The organism is Desulfobacterales bacterium (assembly GCA_028704555.1).
In the GTDB taxonomy this organism is placed as follows: Bacteria; Desulfobacterota; Desulfobacteria; order Desulfobacterales; family JAQWFD01; genus JAQWFD01.
Map to the genome: position 1 here is coordinate 30,959 of JAQWFD010000003.1, position 17,106 is coordinate 48,064.

General features: G+C 49.5%; 16 protein-coding genes and 1 pseudogene. 11 read left to right on the forward strand and 6 right to left on the reverse strand.

Annotated features, from left to right (window positions below; translation table 11 throughout):
• Positions 1 to 132: 132 nt before the first annotated feature.
• The 6 genes from PHQ97_01975 (at position 133) to PHQ97_02000 (ending at position 8,644) form a co-directional block, all read left to right on the forward strand.
• Positions 133 to 1,029, forward strand: coding sequence for a helix-turn-helix domain-containing protein (locus PHQ97_01975; GenBank protein MDD4391501.1), 897 nt, complete (start codon positions 133 to 135; stop codon positions 1,027 to 1,029).
• Between the two features lie 165 nt (positions 1,030 to 1,194).
• Positions 1,195 to 3,051, forward strand: coding sequence for a sigma 54-interacting transcriptional regulator (locus PHQ97_01980; protein MDD4391502.1), 1,857 nt, complete (start codon positions 1,195 to 1,197; stop codon positions 3,049 to 3,051).
• A gap of 326 nt (positions 3,052 to 3,377) precedes the next feature.
• Positions 3,378 to 5,993, forward strand: a complete 2,616-nt coding sequence (locus tag PHQ97_01985) for a molybdopterin-dependent oxidoreductase (protein ID MDD4391503.1) — start codon at positions 3,378 to 3,380, stop codon at positions 5,991 to 5,993.
• A 4-nt stretch (positions 5,994 to 5,997) separates the two neighbouring features.
• A complete protein-coding gene (locus PHQ97_01990) occupies positions 5,998 to 6,579 on the forward strand; it encodes a 4Fe-4S dicluster domain-containing protein (protein ID MDD4391504.1) in 582 nt (193 codons plus the stop codon).
• Positions 6,580 to 6,798: 219 nt separating this feature from the next.
• Positions 6,799 to 7,449, forward strand: a complete 651-nt coding sequence (locus PHQ97_01995; GenBank protein MDD4391505.1) for a molecular chaperone TorD family protein — start codon at positions 6,799 to 6,801, stop codon at positions 7,447 to 7,449.
• Positions 7,427 to 8,644, forward strand: coding sequence for a 4Fe-4S binding protein (locus PHQ97_02000; GenBank protein ID MDD4391506.1), 1,218 nt, complete (start codon positions 7,427 to 7,429; stop codon positions 8,642 to 8,644). Before PHQ97_01995 ends, PHQ97_02000 begins: the two co-directional genes overlap by 23 nt.
• Positions 8,645 to 8,822: 178 nt before the next feature.
• Here the strand turns inward: PHQ97_02000 and PHQ97_02005 are convergent, their stop codons facing one another.
• The 6 genes from PHQ97_02005 to PHQ97_02030 all read right to left on the reverse strand — a co-directional run bounded on the left by PHQ97_02005 (position 8,823) and on the right by PHQ97_02030 (position 12,454).
• Positions 8,823 to 9,080, reverse strand: coding sequence for a hypothetical protein (locus PHQ97_02005; protein MDD4391507.1), 258 nt, complete (start codon positions 9,078 to 9,080; stop codon positions 8,823 to 8,825).
• A 153-nt stretch (positions 9,081 to 9,233) separates the two neighbouring features.
• Positions 9,234 to 9,608: a DUF5320 domain-containing protein gene (locus tag PHQ97_02010; GenBank protein ID MDD4391508.1), complete on the reverse strand. Its 375-nt coding sequence runs from the start codon at positions 9,606 to 9,608 to the stop codon at positions 9,234 to 9,236.
• Complete coding sequence (locus tag PHQ97_02015; protein ID MDD4391509.1) at positions 9,592 to 9,879, reverse strand: hypothetical protein; 288 nt, start codon at positions 9,877 to 9,879, stop codon at positions 9,592 to 9,594. Before PHQ97_02015 ends, PHQ97_02010 begins: the two co-directional genes overlap by 17 nt.
• A 138-nt stretch (positions 9,880 to 10,017) precedes the next feature.
• On the reverse strand, positions 10,018 to 10,422 hold the full coding sequence (locus PHQ97_02020) for a NifB/NifX family molybdenum-iron cluster-binding protein (GenBank protein ID MDD4391510.1): 405 nt from the start codon (positions 10,420 to 10,422) through the stop codon (positions 10,018 to 10,020).
• Positions 10,423 to 10,650: 228 nt separating this feature from the next.
• Entirely contained in the window at positions 10,651 to 11,502 is an 852-nt protein-coding gene (locus PHQ97_02025) for an Mrp/NBP35 family ATP-binding protein (GenBank protein ID MDD4391511.1), read from the reverse strand.
• A gap of 22 nt (positions 11,503 to 11,524) precedes the next feature.
• Positions 11,525 to 12,454, reverse strand: a complete 930-nt coding sequence (locus PHQ97_02030; GenBank protein MDD4391512.1) for a radical SAM protein — start codon at positions 12,452 to 12,454, stop codon at positions 11,525 to 11,527.
• A gap of 556 nt (positions 12,455 to 13,010) precedes the next feature.
• Between PHQ97_02030 and PHQ97_02035 the strand changes: the two genes are divergently transcribed.
• The 5 genes and pseudogenes from PHQ97_02035 to PHQ97_02055 all read left to right on the forward strand — a co-directional run bounded on the left by PHQ97_02035 (position 13,011) and on the right by PHQ97_02055 (position 16,769).
• The gene (locus PHQ97_02035; protein ID MDD4391513.1) at positions 13,011 to 13,232 is read left to right on the forward strand and encodes a hypothetical protein; all 222 of its coding nucleotides are present in this window, start codon (positions 13,011 to 13,013) and stop codon (positions 13,230 to 13,232) included.
• Positions 13,233 to 13,526: 294 nt separating this feature from the next.
• The gene (locus PHQ97_02040; GenBank protein MDD4391514.1) at positions 13,527 to 13,691 is read left to right on the forward strand and encodes a hypothetical protein; all 165 of its coding nucleotides are present in this window, start codon (positions 13,527 to 13,529) and stop codon (positions 13,689 to 13,691) included.
• A pseudogene (locus PHQ97_02045) lies at positions 13,688 to 14,352 on the forward strand (aldehyde ferredoxin oxidoreductase C-terminal domain-containing protein). The gene PHQ97_02040 and the pseudogene PHQ97_02045 overlap by 4 nt, the downstream one beginning before the upstream one ends.
• 9 nt (positions 14,353 to 14,361) lie before the next feature.
• Positions 14,362 to 15,366 (forward strand): lipoate--protein ligase, encoded by a 1,005-nt coding sequence (locus PHQ97_02050; protein MDD4391515.1) that lies wholly within the window; start codon positions 14,362 to 14,364, stop codon positions 15,364 to 15,366.
• 569 nt (positions 15,367 to 15,935) lie between these two features.
• Positions 15,936 to 16,769 (forward strand): S1-like domain-containing RNA-binding protein, encoded by an 834-nt coding sequence (locus PHQ97_02055; GenBank protein ID MDD4391516.1) that lies wholly within the window; start codon positions 15,936 to 15,938, stop codon positions 16,767 to 16,769.
• The last annotated feature ends 337 nt before the right edge of the window (positions 16,770 to 17,106 follow it).

Sequence of the window (17,106 nt, forward strand, 5' to 3'; positions counted from 1 at the left end):
GTTAAAGTAGCGTCGAAGGCATTGTTTTTTGGTTGAAAAAATATTTATGGGATCGGGGCCCTATCCGGCAAACGAAAAGTATGTTAAAAACAGAAGAATTTTTTTATGGTTTTTTGAACGGGAGTGAGCGCAATGATAAAGCCTTCAGAGATATCTACGGCTGATTTCAAGTCCCGCGGAATAGGACCGATCGGCTTTGACTTTGCCGATCTTGCAGACGTCTATGGCCGGATTGGGAATCTGATGATCGAACCCCATCGCCATAGTTTTTATGAGGTGATATGGTTCACCCGGAGCCTCGGCAAACATTTTGTGGATTTTGCAGCGTATGATATCCGGCCGAATACGTTGTTTTTCATTTCAAAAAACCAGGTCCATTCTTATGAGAAACGAAATGATATCCAGGGGCACCTGATGAGGTTTCAGGAAAATTTTGTTCGTAAGCTGCCGGACGATCGCATGGCCTGGTTCCATTATTCGTTGTTTAAACCCGGGACGCCGCCTTTTCGACTGATTCCGGATTCAAAGTGTTCTTTTTTTTCAACGCTTATCACTCTGATTCAGCGGGAGACCGGATCTTCCGATCAACATCGCCATGAAGACATGCTTCTGGACCTGCTGGACGCGTTTTTGATAGAAGCCGAGCGCATCGAGCCCGAATATGATAGCAGCTCGATGGAACAACAGACCATCATGAACGTTTATTATGAATTTGTTTCTCACCTTGAGCAGCACTACACGGAACATTATCGGGTAGAGCAGTATGCAGAGCTCGTGAAGCTGTCTCCCAAACGATTGTCGGAGATTTGCCGGACGGTTACCGGCATGACGGCAAAAAAACTGATCGAGGAGCGTGTGGTTCTTGAAGCCAAGCGCTATATCAGGTATTCCGGATTGAGCATCAAACAGGTCTGCCATCGTCTGGGTTTCGAAGATCCCGCCTATTTCAGCAAATTTTTCAAGAAAGTGACATCGACAAGCCCCACTCAATTTCGTCAAGCCGTTTCCGAAATGTACAAGCAAAAATGATGTTTGTCCATTTACCCCCTGGATTTTCATATGGTAAGTCTTATACTGAATTGTCAGTCGTCGTGCCGGCGGTCTGTCAACTCTGCCCTTAAATGAGACTGAAACGGAAATGCCGTATGCAGGCATGCGGCCATCTGAAATGAATGCGAATTCGATGGGAAACTGATGAACTGTTGCGAAAAATTTACCGCGGTTAAAGAAGCACCCTTTCTGAACGAATTTAATGAAACCGGGTATGCAAAACCCAAAAACCGGACATTCCAGAGCCTTTTTGAAACAACCGGTGCGGGTACGGTGATCATTGAAAAAGACATGACCATTTCCATGGCCAATTTAACCTTTGAAAGGCTGACCGGTTATGATCGCCGGGAGATTCAGAACCGTATGAAGTTTACGGCTCTGCTTCACCCCGATGAAGTGGAACAGATCAAGGGCTATCATGTGAACCGGCGAAAGTGCGGGAATATTCCTCCAACCTATGAATGCCGGATTGTAACCCGCTTAAACGAGATCCGCCATGTTGTTCTGGAGGCGGCCATCATTCCGGAAACCGGTAAAAGCATTATTTCCATTATTGATATTTCCGACCGCATCTGTATCGAAAAAGCGTTGTGTCAAAGCATTAAACAGCAACTGAATCTGCTGGAAAATTTGCCGGGCATGGCGTATCGACGATGCAACGATGCGCATTTTTCAATGGCGTTTATGAGCGACGGCTGCTCTGCGTTGACCGGGTATTCACGATGCAGCCTGATTTGCGAAAAAGAAAACGGCTACCACGAATTGATTCATCCTGAAGATCGGGATCGTATTCGGCAGCGGATTGCTAAAGCCTTGATGAACAAGGAACCGTTTCGGATTCATTACCGAATCCGGACAGCATCAGGACAAGAAAAATGGGTGTGGGATCAGGGGATCGGAATTTTTTCAGAAACCGGTGATCTGTTGTCGATTGACGGATATATTTCAGATTTCACCATGTTTAAAAAAATCGAAAATATCTACAAACAGCGGCATCAGGTACTTCAGGGAGAAAATACAAGGCTGCGCTCCTATATCAAAGAATGCTGCGGCAGGGGATTCTGCGGTATTATCGGAGTGAGCAAAGCCATGCGTGAGGTATATGAGCTGATATTAAAAACCGCGGACATCGATGACAATGTGGTGATACACGGTGAATCCGGAACCGGCAAGGAACTGGTGGCACGAGCCGTTCACGAACAAAGCAGATACCGCAACGGGAATTTTGTCGTGGTCAACTGCGGTGCTATTCCCCAATCCATTATTGAGAGTGAATTTTTTGGTTATAAAAAAGGGGCGTTTACAAACGCCGGTCAAGACAAGCCGGGGTATCTGGATGCAGCCGCGGGCGGTACGCTTTTTCTCGATGAACTGGAGGAAATGAGTCTGAATATGCAGGTTAAAATGCTCCGGGCGATCGAGGGAAGGGGATATACGCCGGTGGGCGATACCCGGGTGAAACAATCAAACTGCCGGATTGTGACGGCCACCAATAAAAATTTGAATGATCTGGTCCATGCAGGGACCATGCGGGAAGATTTTTATTTCCGGATCAACATCATTCCGATTCACGTACCGCCGTTGAGAGACCGAAAGGAAGACATCCCCCTGCTCGTCGACTATTTCATGAAGCAGCATGGCAACGGAGACGAACCAAAGATAGACGATGCCATGTTTCAGCAATTGATGGCATATGGGTGGCCCGGCAATGTCCGGGAGCTGGAAAATGCGATTCATCGTTATGTGACGTTGGGGGAAATGGATTTTATGAAACAGGGGGGCAGCACCGGCGTTTCCGGGACATGTAATTCGGAAATTGTTGTGCAGGAGTCGGCTTCGGATGATTTCAAACCCCTTTATAACGCGGTACAGGATTTCGAGAAGCAATATATTTTTAAGCTTATGGACAAGTACCGATGGCATAAATCACGTGTCGCTGAAATTCTGGGCATTGATCGCCGGACATTGTATCGAAAATTAAAGGCGTTCGGACTGGCGTAGTGCATTGGGCGCGTCGTTTTGGGACAAATCTGTCACTTAACTTCATATCAAATAAAAACAACCTGTTATATCCAATAAACCGATTACGTGACATAATAGTCACATCCTGCCGTTATCCACCGTTTTTATTCTTTATGCCAAAAAAACCAATAAAAACAGATTGATAAATATTTATTTCCTGTATGGCACGGTTTTTTCATAACATACCGGTTATGGACTGGATCGTTTTTTTGGATATTGCACACGTCTGGCGTATTGAAATGATCAAAACGCGGAATACACCGGGCAACTCGATTGCAAATTGAAAATTGAATGAGAGGTATTTAATGGAAAAACAATTTAAAACGACGCGTAGAAATTTTTTGAAATTGAGCGGGGGCGCTCTGGGCGGAGTGGTCGCGGCAACTTATGGCTGTGGCAATTTAAAACTCTCCGGCCTGAAGTCCAAAGAAAAAGAACAGGACCGGGAAGAATGGAAACACACGGCATGTGCAATGTGCCTCATGTGCCCGATGCAGGCCAAGGTTAAAAATGGAAAGATTGTCGATGTCAGGGGAGAGGATATCATGCCCTGGCAAGGCAATGTGTGCGCCAAAGCCTATGCCGGAATCTGGGGCCGTGTGTACGCACCGGATAGAATTCTGCATCCGTTGAAACGTGTCGGCAAGCGGGGAGATGCAAAGTTTGTCAGGTGCTCGTGGGATGAAGTGACCAGCGCTCTGGCCAAAACGCTCAATCAATACCGGGATGCCGGACATCCCGAATGGTTTGAGATCTGGTGGGGGTGTCCGGTTCAGACGGACAATATGTATTTTCTGCATTACTGGTCCCGGATCACCGGTGCAAATATCTCGTACATGCACGGGCAGATTTGTTTTGGAGATAATGCGGCGGAGAAAAACATATCATTTGGTAAGCATCATGCCGGGGCAGTAATGATGGGGGCTGCGGATTATACCCATTGTAAATATGCGCTGATCGCCGGGCAGAACTATCCCGGAAATTCGTTTACTCCGGGGACGGCCATGGGTGCATCGGCATTTTATCCGCTGTATCTGAAAGCAAGAGAAAACGGAATGAAAGTCACCGTCGTCGATCCCAAGCTGGCCGACAGCTCTGCCATGGCCGATGAATGGGTGCCGTTGAGACCGGGTACCGATGCCGCATTCGCCCTGGGCCTTGCCAATATATTGATCAAGGAAAATTTGATCGATAAGGATTTTCTTTTAAAATATACCAATGCGCCTCAACTGATCCGGGTAGATAACGGACAGGCAATGAAAGATGCCAGCGGCGGATATCTGGCCTGGCATGAGCCGTCCGGTACGGCGAGGCCTATGGGAAAGGCCGATCATGCCGCCAAAGGGTTTACGCTTGGACTGGGCAGGCAGTTCGAGGTCAACGGCGTGACATGCAAGACGGCGTTCCAGCTGTATGCCGAAGAGGCGGCGCCCTACACTCCCGAAGAAGTGATACGGATATGCGCGATTCCCTATCCTGCGCAGAAAATAGTCGATATTGCCCGTCGTCTGGGCAATAACAGGCCGGCGGTTCTGGTGTATCCCGGATTGACCACCGGCAGATATGCAAACTGGTTCCAGGTGTTGCGGGCTTACAGCACGATCAACATGCTGCTGGGCAATCTGGATGCAAAGGGCGGTCATTATTTTCCGAAACACGGATTCAGCGGCGGAACCGGTTGGCCGGAGCCTCCCGAGGTGCCGGCATACCCCAGACCCGGCCTGAAGACGGTGCCGGCGGCGTGGGGCAATCAGGTATCCATAGAGTCGATAGATAAAAAACCCTGCTACACCACGCCCAAGGAATTTCATCCGGCTACCGTGGCGCTTCCATGGGAACATTTTGATGCCATGAAGGAAGGGAAGGTCAAAGCACTGTTTTCGACCGCTGAAAATTCCGCCATTACCCAGGTGGATACCTCTCTGGTTTACGAGTGTCTCCATAAGCTGGAGCTGATCGTGGTGGGTGAGCAGCTGCCCAAGGAATTTGTCGAACTGGCCGATTACGTGATTCCCGAGGCATCCTATGTGGAACGGAATCATTTGTATTCGTTTACGCCGCTGGCACAGGACGGAAAAGAGCATGCCATGACGTTTATGCGATCGGCAGCCATTCCTCCTCAGGGGGATTCCAAACCGGTCAGCTGGTTTATGACGGAAGTGGGTAAAAAAATGGGGCTGGGTCCCTATTTCGAAAATCTGGATCATCAATACGAGTGGTGGGACCGAATGCTTAAAAAGGCCAAGGTTCCGCTGACCGCAAAGCAGCTGGTGGAAAAGGGACCGTACGTTAAAACATATCCCCTGTCCTACGATGTGCTGTTTAAATCCATTGAAACACGCAGTGGCCGTTTCGAGATATATTCCAATGAATTGTCCGAGGAGTGCTTTCACCATCCTGCGTCTAAATGGCATCAGAACATTTATGTGAATCCGCTGCCTGTTTATATTCCCATCGCTACCCCCCAAACGGCCGATGAATTTTACATGGTCTGCGGAAAAGCCAGCTGGCACCAGAAAAACGCCACCCAGAACAACCGCTATCTCATGGAAGATGATATTGAAGGCGGCAACCCGTACACGCCTTTGTATATGAATCCGAGCCGGGCAGCAACGCTGGGCTTCAAGGAAGGCGATCTTCTGGAAATCAAATGCATCGGGCCGACAAAAGCCGAAGATCCGTGCGTCGTGGACGAATCGCCCCTTGGGTACAAACAGACCATCCGGCTTCATATCAGCGAAGGGTTGCACCCGGATGCGGCATGGACGTATTTTGCTACCGGCCATAATTCAAAGTTGATGTTGCCTAAAGTCAGGGACGGTATCCTTCACAGCGCATTTATACCGCTGAGTGTTGAACCCTACGCCGGCGGTTGCGGTAAAAATTACAGTATCATCAAGGTTAGAAAGATTGGAGGCTGATAATATGGCTAGATATGGTATGTTGATCGATCTGAATAAATGCGTGCGCTGCAGGACATGTTATGTGGTATGCAAAGTCATGCACGACATTCCCAATCAGTTCGAAAGCGGAAAACGATATGCCCGGCTGAAGTTTGTGGAGCCCGAAGTCGGAAAATATCCCGAAGTGAAACGTCACTTCCTCCCGTATCACTGCATGCAGTGTGACAATCCGGCCTGCATGGAAGTCTGTCCGGAAAACGCCATTTTCCGGACAAAAGAAGGACTTATCTCTTTTGATCCGGCCAAATGTATCGGCTGCGAGGCCTGTGTGGAGGCCTGCCCGTACAATGCCCGATACCTGAACGAAGAAACCGGTACGGTGGATGCCTGCGACCTGTGTGCGGACAGAATCGCAGAAGGCAAGCTGCCGTGGTGTGCCGAACGCTGTATCGGCCATGCCATGATGGTCGGCGATCTGGATGATCCGAACAGTGACATCTCAAAGGACATTAAACGTACGAACGCCAAGCCCCTGGCCAGTCACTTTGGAACCAGACCCAAGGTGTATTATGCCTATGCGGATATCAACGCCGTACCGTTATAAATACGTCTGATATGAAGAAAAGCCCGTGAAAAGTTGAAACCCCGCCTCATCTGTGTTTCATTTTCCTTGAAGCAGGTGAGGCGGGAAAAATAAAGGCTTGAAGAAAAGTAATTTTAATCCGTCTGTTTCATAAAATGTCAGGATGATCATTCGGGCCAGAGGCAAAAAACAGCGAAGGCCCTCATTTTCAAACCGGTACGGCCGGGAGGAGATCATATTTTGAAAATTATTAATCCATACCTCAGAAGTGATGTGTATTGCCTTTTATCGGAATGTTATCTTTATCCGGAAAACGAAAAACGCATGGAGATTCAACATCAATCCGCCCGGGTGAAGGATATTCTGGACAACCTGGCCCTTCATACCGGATATATTTCATCCGATGCGGCGGACGGATTCCTGTCCGCTCTCGGGGCGCCGCTTCTTGAAGACTGTCAGGTGGAGTATGTCCGGCTGTTCGATTACCGGCCGAAATGCGGAATATATGAATCATCTCATATAAAATCGGAAGGGGAAAATCCGGCAAAACTGCAGCTGCTGTTAGAAGAATGCTACAGCCATTTCGGACTCGGCATGTCGGATGGCGTCTCGGGCCCTCCGGACCATCTCTCTATTGAATTGGAGTTTATGCATTTTTTATCGCACAAGGAAGCACAGGCCATGGAAGCGGGCCTTGAAGAAGATGTGGAAACCTTTCTGACGGCTCAGAGGGAGTTCTCGACCCATCACCTGATCACCTGGGTGCCCGGATTTTGTGACTGTCTGGCGTCTCACGCGCAATTGGATGTTTATAAGCGGTTGTCATCCATCACCCAAACCTTTGTTTCTGAGGATTTGAAGTATCTTGATGGACTTTTTCAGGAAAAATAACAGCACGAAAAACGAACCGCCTCAAAAATCGTTGAGCCGAAGGCAGTTTTTTCGAAAATTAATTCAGCCGACGGCGTATAATGATCCGCCGGTTATCGATACGGACAGATGCATTGCCGGGAAAAGCGATTGCCGGTTATGTCAGGAACAATGTCCGTTTGATGCCTTAGGGTTCCATGACGGAAAAATACAGGTGTTCGCAAGCTGTTGCAGGGAATGCGGATTATGTGAGGCCATATGTCCGTGTGGGGCTGTTTCATTCAAATCCGATCCATGGGACGCCTTTTTTTCATCATTGATCGAATCCGAATGCGCTTTGAAATCGTCACGGCTGATCATTACGTGTGAATCCGGCGCATCGGCCATCCGGGAATGGATGCGCGGGAAAAAGGAAAAACATGATCAACCACATGTCGTCAGGGTACCCTGTATTGCCGCCGTGTCGCATATACAGCTGCTGATGGCCCGATACTGCGGTATCCGGGCTGTCAGCTGCATCTGCCCGAATCTTCAATGCATCAACCGCGCGGCTGTCGATCGATGGCAGGCGGTGCTCGATGGCTCAAGGCGGCTGACGGCGCTGATGAAAACAGATTTAACGATTGAAAGTTTTGCTTGGAATCCGGAAGATCTGAAGCCGGAGGATATCGTCTTTGCCCCGGATTCGGAGAGGGATGTTCCGGATCCGGTGAAAATCGATCATCCGGTTCCTCGCGACATCTCTGTTTTACTCACTCGTCTGGCAGACTGCAACGATACCGAGAATCTGATTGCAGATGATTTGCCGCTTCCGTTTTTTGATGTCGTTACCGATGAAAACCGCTGCATGGTGTGCGGTTCCTGTGCCAGGAACTGCCCTACCCAGGCGTTGCGCATTGAAGACGGTGAAACCCGGCGACTGGTTTTTACTCCGGCCGACTGTGTCGGTTGCCGGACGTGTGTGCACAAGTGCCCGGAGCAGTTGATCCGTCTGCGCCGATATGTCAATCTGTCTCAGATCATGAACCGAAAAACCATATGCAAGGCCGAAGACGGGCGCGTCAATTGCCGAAAGTGTGGCCGTTTGATCGCCAATCGAACCCTGTTGTTGAAAATAGAGCAGCGGCTCAGGGAAAAAGGTTTTGATTCCTCAGCAGATGCCCTGTATCTGTGTGACCAGTGCAAACGGGATGCAGTGTCGCCGTTCCATTCATAATTGGGGCTTGATCATAATTTCGGCCATGTTGTCGCGGGACTCCGCAGCCACAAAAGTCCGTGAGCAGGAAACATCTCTGGAAAAAGCAAACCCACTGGGAGTCGAAGTGGCCGCACAGCTTGTCTGAGGCCAGTTGTGAGTTGTGAGTCCTCAGTCCTCAGTCCTCAGTCCTCAGTCCTCAGTCCTCAGACTTCTGATCTCTGACTTCTGCCCTCTGGACATCCGGTCGGACGCCGTATTTTTTCTGTCTGGCTTTTCCCCAGCAGCAGCCGCCGGATGTCAGTTTTAATTCGATTTTCTGGAGAAACCCGGCAAACCCGTTGCCTTTACGGGCCCGGGTGCAGATCGGGCATCCGTATTCGCAATAATCCGGATCATTCAGATCAAAAATGGGGATTTTCCACCCAAGCCATCCATACCGTTGACGTTTCTTCATATGAATCTCCTTCAACCTTTGTCATGCAAGGGCTTTTTTCGAATCGTGCCCACTGAAAGGCAGACAGCAAAAAAAGAAAAACCCGCAGGCACCCGGATTTCTGTTGTTCCGGGATGACTCGGCGGGTTTTTCTTTTCTTATAGCGCTGGTAAATTATTCTTTACCGGCCTTTTCAAGCTCGGCGATTCGGTTTGTAATCTTTTCCAACATTTTCTCCAGATAAGACGCCTGGGCTTTGAGTGCCTCGGTTTCCCGGGGTGTTGTCGGCATATCTGCGGCATACGCTGCTTCATAGGGCCCGCCGTATCCGTATCCGGGGAAAGGGGCTCTCCATCTTCCTCCCTGGCCGCCTCCAAAACCCCGACCACCGCAGAAACCCCGGCCGTAACCGAGGCCCCGGCCGTAACCGAAACCTCTACCGTAACCGGGATTTGCATATCCAGGATCGGCATTGCCGGCACAAACGCCAAAACCTCTTCCCGTCATGGGCCCCATACCTGCAGGACCTGTTCTATCTCCACCTGGCATAATTCACCTCCTTGATATTATTGTTAATTTCTACCTCTACCCTGGCCGCCGCCCTGGCCGCCGCCCTGGCCGCCGCCCTGGCCGCCGCCCTGGCCGCCGCCCTGGCCGCCGCCCTGGCCGCCGCCCTGGCCTCTCCCGGTTCCAACGGGATTTTGTTCATTCGGAATGACTTTCTGGCCCGTTCCCTGGTTCTGGTTTTGGCCAGATTTTCTTCCACATTTACCAAGCCCCCTTCCAGTGCGTGGTCCCTGCCCTGAAGGTCCTGTTCCATCTCCTCTTGGCATAATTCTTACCTCCTGTCTGTTATTTATTCAAAACGGTTTATATTCTCAAAAAACAATCAATCAGCACAATGCTGACCCCTGACTCTTATTATCAGGCTCAGAGAATATTTCACAAAATCCAATGGTTAAAATTCGCTACGCCGATGGCAATTATGCATCGGCGGCCCCGAGCGAAGACGCCTTCGCCGTCTCGATCCGCATCCGGGCATTCTGTATCTGGACTCATTTAATAAGCTGCCCTTCAGATACGCGTTCAATATCTGATTGAAGTCACCGGAAATAAAGGGAATTATTTGAATACCGTACGCATCGATTAAATTGGCAGGCTCCCGTGATATTGCCCCGCAAATCAACATCTCGATCTCCAGCTCATGAAGTTTTACAACTTTAAAAACCGGTGAATCGTAAGCGATTATTTCGTGATAACGATCGACAACGTTTCCGTTCTGAATGTCGACGATCAAAAAAGTTTGCGCGGAATCAAATACCGGTGATATTCGATTTTCCCATATGGTCAGGGCTGTTTTCATTCCCGTACAATCCCCTTAACATCAATAAAACAAAACATATGTCAAAGAAGAAAATTCAAATGAAAATAATTTACATTATTCTCAGACAGTTATTAATGATATTTTCTCAAGAAATTCAGATTCCGGCCAATAACAGGGTTGCAAAAATGAGACGCATTGAGTCCAAGGCTGTCGCATGCGTGCTGTACCTGCTGCAGAATCAAGGAAAGAGAAAATTTGTCTTCCCTTCTATTTTTCCGCTTCGTCCAGTTTCAGAATCGGCTCAATTGCCTTTCTAAATGCATATGCTGTGGGCGAATCCGGATAGGCTTTGGTAAACGGAAGACCGCAATCCCCGGATTCGACGATCAGAGGATCCAACGGAATTTGTCCGAGAAACGGTATATTAAATTCTTCAGCCATCTGTCGGCCACCGCCGGAATTGAATACGTTCACCTGCTTTGCGCAGTATGGACATACGAATCCGCTCATATTTTCCAGAACGCCGATTATGGGAAGATTCAATGTACGGCAGAAGGTGATAGATTTTCGGACATCCGTTATGGCAACCTTCTGAGGCGTTGTTACGATCACGGCGCCGTCAGCGTTTTCGATGGATTGGACTACCGTTAACGGTTCGTCACCGGTTCCCGGAGGAGAATCAATGATCAGATAGTCAAGTTCCCCCCACAGGACATCTTTCAGGAATTGACGAATCGTGTGATATTTCATGGGACCCCGAATGATAACGGCCTGGTCCTGATTCTCCAGCAAAAATCCGATCGACATGACTTTGAAATCCGGGGCCACCTCCACCGGTACCATAGCGTCGCCTTCAACCGTTACATGGTGACCAATCAGATTCAGCATCGTGGGAATACTGGGGCCGTGGACATCCACGTCGAGTAACCCGACACGTTTTCCGGCCTCATGCAGTGCAAACGCCAGATTTGCGGAGGCAGTGCTTTTGCCCACCCCGCCTTTTCCGGAAAGAATCAGTATTTTATGTTTGATCCGGCTCATCCGATGGGTCAGTTGAATTTGTTCCTGCTTTTGTTTTTCCTTGGCCGTATCCGGTATTTTTTCTTGAATAGTTGTCACGCGAACCCCCCCCCGTAATTTTTTAACATGCGGTATAATATATGTTTGTTTTTTTTCGTTCAGTCCGGACTTGATTTGTCCGCACCAGGTTACCCAGATATTTAGACACCTCATTTATGTGCATGCCGAATACCTCGGTAATTTCCTTAGCCGTACACGGCCGGCGTTGAAGCATGGAGAAAATTCTGTCCTGATTGGCCGCTATCGAGGTTAAACAATCGGTTTTATATTCGGCAATCACTTCAGCGACCGGATCGAACAACCGGGCCAGCTCATTCATCTGCTCTGTGTGTACAGGCGATGCAAAATCCTCGGCGGGCGGACGAATCGCCGTGTTCAGCTGAATGCGGTCCGGGCCGATTTTTTTTGCCAGCCGTGCAATTTTCCGAACGTTGTCCGGCGTGGCGTTGATTGCCTCCAGAAGGAAGACCTCCATCCACACTTTTCCCTTGAACTGAGCGCGGAAATCAATCTGTCCCTGAATTAACCGGTCAAATTGCAATTGGGAATGAGGGCGGTTGACCCACTCAAATGACGCCTGATCCCAGGCGCTCAGGGACATCTTTACGATATCTGCGCCGCAGGCCGCTTCCCGAACCTCGGGCTGACTTAACATCGTCGAATTGGTTAACAGTACGGACGGAATGTCGCTGTGCTGACGCACATATTGCAGCACCTCTCCGAAACGTGAGTGAAGCGTGGGTTCACCCGAACCCGAAAGGGTAATGTAATCTGCCTGTCCGTCAACGGCCAGCCACTGCTCCAGCTCCGAAATTACCTCGTCTATGGGAACATATTCTTTACGGAGTATCGTTTTTTCCGGGGTTCGTCCCAGTTGACAAAAAATGCAGTCTAAACTGCAGGTTTTAAACGGGGTCAGGTCAACCCCTAATGATCGTTTGAACCGTCTCGACGGCACGGGGCCGAATAAATATTTATATGTCCGTTTCATGATAAAATCCTTTGATGATTCGCGCGACCGGCTGAATTACAGCATAAAATGCAGTCAGATGTGGTAAATCATTTTTTGTAATAACGTACAAGTCTCGTTTATTAAGGTTTGATCTCTATTTGTAAATAGAGATGCAACTTATATGCCGGAATTAAAAAAAAGATTTTTAGCAGTGGTTTTTTAAATGATATCAAACAGTTTTTTATTTCAGACACCCGAGGATATATTTGCAGAGACTCATTCCTGCGATGGTGTTAACTGCCATAGTTGCTTTTTTGCGACTCTTGTGCAAGAAAAACAAGCCTCAGCATTCAGCGATAGACACCGGCGCTTTATCTGTCCCCATTAACCAGGAAAAATCCAGGTAGTTTGTCATTCATACATCCGGCACCATGATTGCCCGGAGGTTGGGTCGAGGGCCAAAATCCGGCGGTACGCTCAAGCGAAGCGCGAGCGAGAGGGAAAAAAGAAACGCGCCCTGCTGCCGTTTATCCCGCATTGATCAAGGAAGTCCGTAGACAACCGGGGAAAACTGACCGCCTACGAACATCTTTCGGTGAATCCGGCGAAGGGAGCAGGGGAACTGCCGTTTGCGGGACGTTTTTTCGATAAACCGCTTCTGGCTTTTATGGGCAACACGGTGGAGGACCCGAAGAAGGAGGGGAGCGGCAAGGACGAGGTTTCGGACATCCGCAAGTTTGTCGTCTGGCTGGCCCATTTAAGTGTGTATATGGCGCCTGCCCCGCCACTTTTATTTGAAATTGACTTTCCGATTTAAAAAAATTTTTGTTTTTCAGGGAATTAAGAATCATTTGTTCCGTGTGGATCACCCTTTCCAATGGGCGTTCAATCGCTTCTTTTGGATCCAGTCCCAGCATTTCCGCGCCCAATCGATTTATTCTGGATACGGTTAAATCCTCCTCGACCGCAATGATGCCGTCGGAAACAGAATCAATGATGGCGTGCCTCCTACGTTAAGTGGTTGTTTCGTAGTATGACAGACAAAGCTATGACTATTAAGATAGTAATATGGTAAGTAACGTTGTAGGGTTATGAGGATTGGGAGAAAATTTTGGCCGCCAGCATCAAGGAACACTGCAATCCCAAGCCGAATGCCTGCCTTACGTGCTTTCTGGCGTGCGGCAAACATGTTGAGGTCAGACAGGACGCCACGCCGGTCTATCCATTGACGGTCCGGAATACGAGACCCTTTATGCCTTCGGTGGTCTGTGCATGATCAATCAGATCGAAGAAATTATTTATCTGAATGATCTGTGCGATCGCTACGGCATTGATACGATGTCCGCCGGAAATTTGGTAGGCCTTGCCATTGAAGCCGCCCGGAGAGGGCGTATACCGGATGCAATCGATTACGGCCAGCCGGATCAGGTGGCCGATATGCTGATGAAAATTATTCGCCGCGAGGGAACCGGAGCGATTCTGGCGGAAGGAATCCGGCATGCCGCAAAACAGTTGGATCTTGAAGACCTGGCTGTCCATGTGGCCTGGAACCCTCCGGATATGATCCACGAGTGCTCAAGGGAATGGCGCTGGGCTATGCGGTCAGCGATCGCGGTGCATGCCATCTGCGCAGCACGTTCTACAAGGCTGAACTTTCCGGTATGATGATTCCGCCCGAAGCGATCGATGGAAAAGCGGATGCCCTCAAACAGCTGGCCTCCCGGGTAACCGAAAGCGCGCGTCGGTTCAACCTGCGGGAAGGACTGCGGCCGGAAGACGACCGCCTGCCCTCCAGACTGGTCAAAGAGGCCATTGAAAAAGATCGGCAGATCAGCGAAGATGAGGTGACTTGTCTGGTCCGCGATTATTATAAACTCAAAGGGTGGAGTGAGCAGGGGATTCCAGCCGATGAGGCGATCGATGACTCAAAGGAATAGGAGAACCCGATGCCGGTTATCAAGACTTTCCGGATCGTGTCTGAACAATTTGATCCGTTCATGAATCTGAGTCTGGAAGAGGCGTTGCTCGATCAGGTTCAGCCCGGCCAGATCATTTTTTACCTTTGGCAAAACGATCATACCGTGGTTATCGGCCGCAACCAGAATCCATGGCAGGAATGTCGGGTAAGGCTTCTGGAAAGCAGTGGCGGCCGATTGGCCCGGCGTCTGTCCGGGGGCGGCGCGGTGTATCACGATCTGGGCAACCTGAATTTTACCTTTGCAATGGATAAAGCCCTGTATGATCAGCAGCGTCAGCTGGACATGGTCGCCGGGGCCGTCAACCGACTGGGGATCCCTGCGGTCTGTACCGGCAGAAATGATATACTTGTCAATGGCTGCAAATTTTCCGGCAACGCATTTTATTTTCGAACCCAGACCGCACTGCATCATGGCACCATTCTGGTTGATGCGGATCTTGAAAAAGTTCCACGCTTTCTAAGCGTATCTCCTGAAAAGCTGGCTTCAAAGGGCATTGGTTCAGTCCGCTCCCGCGTGCTGAACCTGAAAGCGCTCAACGCAACGCTGACGATAGATAAAATAAAGGAGACGCTTCTGGAGGCTTTTGACCGTGAATACGGGCAGAAAGCCTTGCCGGTGGAAGAGACGGTGGGCCTGAAACGGGAAAGCATCGACCGGGTTTATCAAAAATACGTTTCAGATGCATGGCGCTACGGAGCGACACCGGATTTTAACGTTCGTTTCGGTAACCGGTTTGAGTGGGGAGAAGTTGAATTTTTGCTTGATGTCCACCTGGGGCATGTCCAATCCGTCACGCTGTTTTCCGATTCGCTGGAACCGGATATTATTACCGCTATGGGTGAATGCCTCAAAGGGGTGGCGTTCACCAGGCAGGCAATGGTCGGGCGACTGGAGGATATGCTCCGGACAGCACCCCATCGGATCATTAAAGATCAGATACATTATCTGGAGAATCATCCTGTTTTTGCATAGCGCCCTGAGAGACCACTGATGCGAGAGGTTTTTCCCCGTAAAGCCCGTGTCAATCATTTCAGAACGCCCCCGCCCCCCGCACCCTGTCCTCCGTTATTGATAATTTGGGTTTGATTATAACCGCGGCCATATTTTGCTGTGCGTAGCCTCGAAGTCCCGTCCGTTCCCGGCGCACGACATGGCGCGATCCGGGGAAAAGCTGTCGGGGTCATGAAGCGTTAAGAAACGCAAACTGTTTGAGGCGTATCGAATTTTTGCGGGTTAGCTTCATGGGCCCGGCATCTCCCGGATCGTGCTGGAAACGCCGGCAATGGGCGGGACGGACTCCGTGGCATTGCGGCCGCAGTTATGATCAAGCCCGATAATTTTGATGTGAAAGTCAATTTAAAGCGATAATAAGGGTCGGATGGGATTATATCTTTCAAAAACAGTCGGAAATTGATACGATAGCATTTTTTACGGAAAAGCCGGTTTCTGCGAGTGGTTTTCGGCAGGAGCCGGTTTTGTTATTGACTGTGCGATGATGCACAGAACCATGCAGTTATACGTTTATTTGACAGGACGGATGTATGCTTAAAATTGGCAGTTATAATGAACTTGTTGTGCAGCGTGAGGTTGATTTCGGGGTTTACCTTAATCCGAAGGAGGAAGAAGTCCTTCTTCCGGCAAAATATGTACCGGAAAACACCCGACCCGGCGATAAGCTGAGGGTTTTTGTCTATACCGATTCCCAGGACAGGGTCGTTGCCACAACCCGTGAGCCATATGCAGTGGCAGGTGAATTTGCGTATCTTGAGGTTTTGTCGGTCGTGTCATTTGGCGCGTTCGTGGACTGGGGGCTTGAAAAGGATCTTCTGGTTCCGAAAAATGAACAGCAGGTCAAAATGAAGGTCGGCAAAAAGTATATCGTAAAAGTCTGCCTCGATAAAAAAACCGGGCGGGTTTACGCGTCAACCAAGATCGCCCAGAATTGTAAAAAAATTCCGTCAGATCTTGTCAGAGGCAGCAGGGTCAGCCTGTTGATCTACCGACTTACAACCATCGGTATTATGGCTATTGTCGACAATAAATATTCTGGTCTGCTGTACCGCAGCCAGAGTTACGAACCCCTTTCAATCGGAGATAAACGGGATGGATATATTATTAGAATCCGCGAAGACGGAAAAATTGATCTGTCCCTGAAACAACCCGGTTATGGTTCCGTGTCCGGCTCAAGCGCCAGAGTCATAGGTGTGCTGAAAAGGTCGGGTGGATTTATCGGATGTGATGACAAAAGCTCACCCGAAGATATCAAGAAATACTTTTCAATGAGTAAAAAGGAGTTCAAACGCACCATCGGGGGGTTGTACAAAAGCCGCCTCATCGAAATGGTGGACAATGGCATCCGCCTTAAACGATTTTGATTCGTCAGGGTCCCGGCCCTTAACCCTGGCGCCGGGATCGGTATCTGTCCCGCATAAAATTGCTTCCTGATCCGGGCAGGCCCCAGCGCCTGCCCAGACAGTGAATCCGTTGTGCCGCGCAGGGGCAGTCCTCTGCGTCTGCCCTGGTTCACGTCTCTGTTCTGTCCTCTGTGCCTGCGTCTGTTTTGCCTGCCCGTTATCAGTGTATCCTCCCGGTTCCCTGCGGCCGTTTCTATGGCGTACGGGGGTTTCCCCTATTTAAATGGGGGTTTTGCCTATAAACAAATTCATGAGATTTGTTTGATAGCGGAATTTATTCACGACCTTCCTGTCGTTG

Bases quoted from the DNA above. Each gene is read 5' to 3' on its own strand.
- PHQ97_01975 (MDD4391501.1), top strand. From the start codon at position 133: ATGATAAAGCCTTCAGAGATATCTACGGCTGATTTCAAGTCCCGCGGA.
- PHQ97_01980 (MDD4391502.1), top strand. From the start codon at position 1,195: ATGAACTGTTGCGAAAAATTTACCGCGGTTAAAGAAGCACCCTTTCTG.
- PHQ97_01985 (MDD4391503.1), top strand. From the start codon at position 3,378: ATGGAAAAACAATTTAAAACGACGCGTAGAAATTTTTTGAAATTGAGC.
- PHQ97_01990 (MDD4391504.1), top strand. From the start codon at position 5,998: ATGGCTAGATATGGTATGTTGATCGATCTGAATAAATGCGTGCGCTGC.
- PHQ97_02000 (MDD4391506.1), top strand. From the start codon at position 7,427: ATGGACTTTTTCAGGAAAAATAACAGCACGAAAAACGAACCGCCTCAA.
- PHQ97_02005 (MDD4391507.1), bottom strand. From the start codon at position 9,080: ATGAAGAAACGTCAACGGTATGGATGGCTTGGGTGGAAAATCCCCATT.
- PHQ97_02010 (MDD4391508.1), bottom strand. From the start codon at position 9,608: ATGCCAGGTGGAGATAGAACAGGTCCTGCAGGTATGGGGCCCATGACG.
- PHQ97_02015 (MDD4391509.1), bottom strand. From the start codon at position 9,879: ATGGAACAGGACCTTCAGGGCAGGGACCACGCACTGGAAGGGGGCTTG.
- PHQ97_02020 (MDD4391510.1), bottom strand. From the start codon at position 10,422: ATGAAAACAGCCCTGACCATATGGGAAAATCGAATATCACCGGTATTT.
- PHQ97_02030 (MDD4391512.1), bottom strand. From the start codon at position 12,454: ATGAAACGGACATATAAATATTTATTCGGCCCCGTGCCGTCGAGACGG.
- PHQ97_02050 (MDD4391515.1), top strand. From the start codon at position 14,362: ATGCCGGTTATCAAGACTTTCCGGATCGTGTCTGAACAATTTGATCCG.
- PHQ97_02055 (MDD4391516.1), top strand. From the start codon at position 15,936: ATGCTTAAAATTGGCAGTTATAATGAACTTGTTGTGCAGCGTGAGGTT.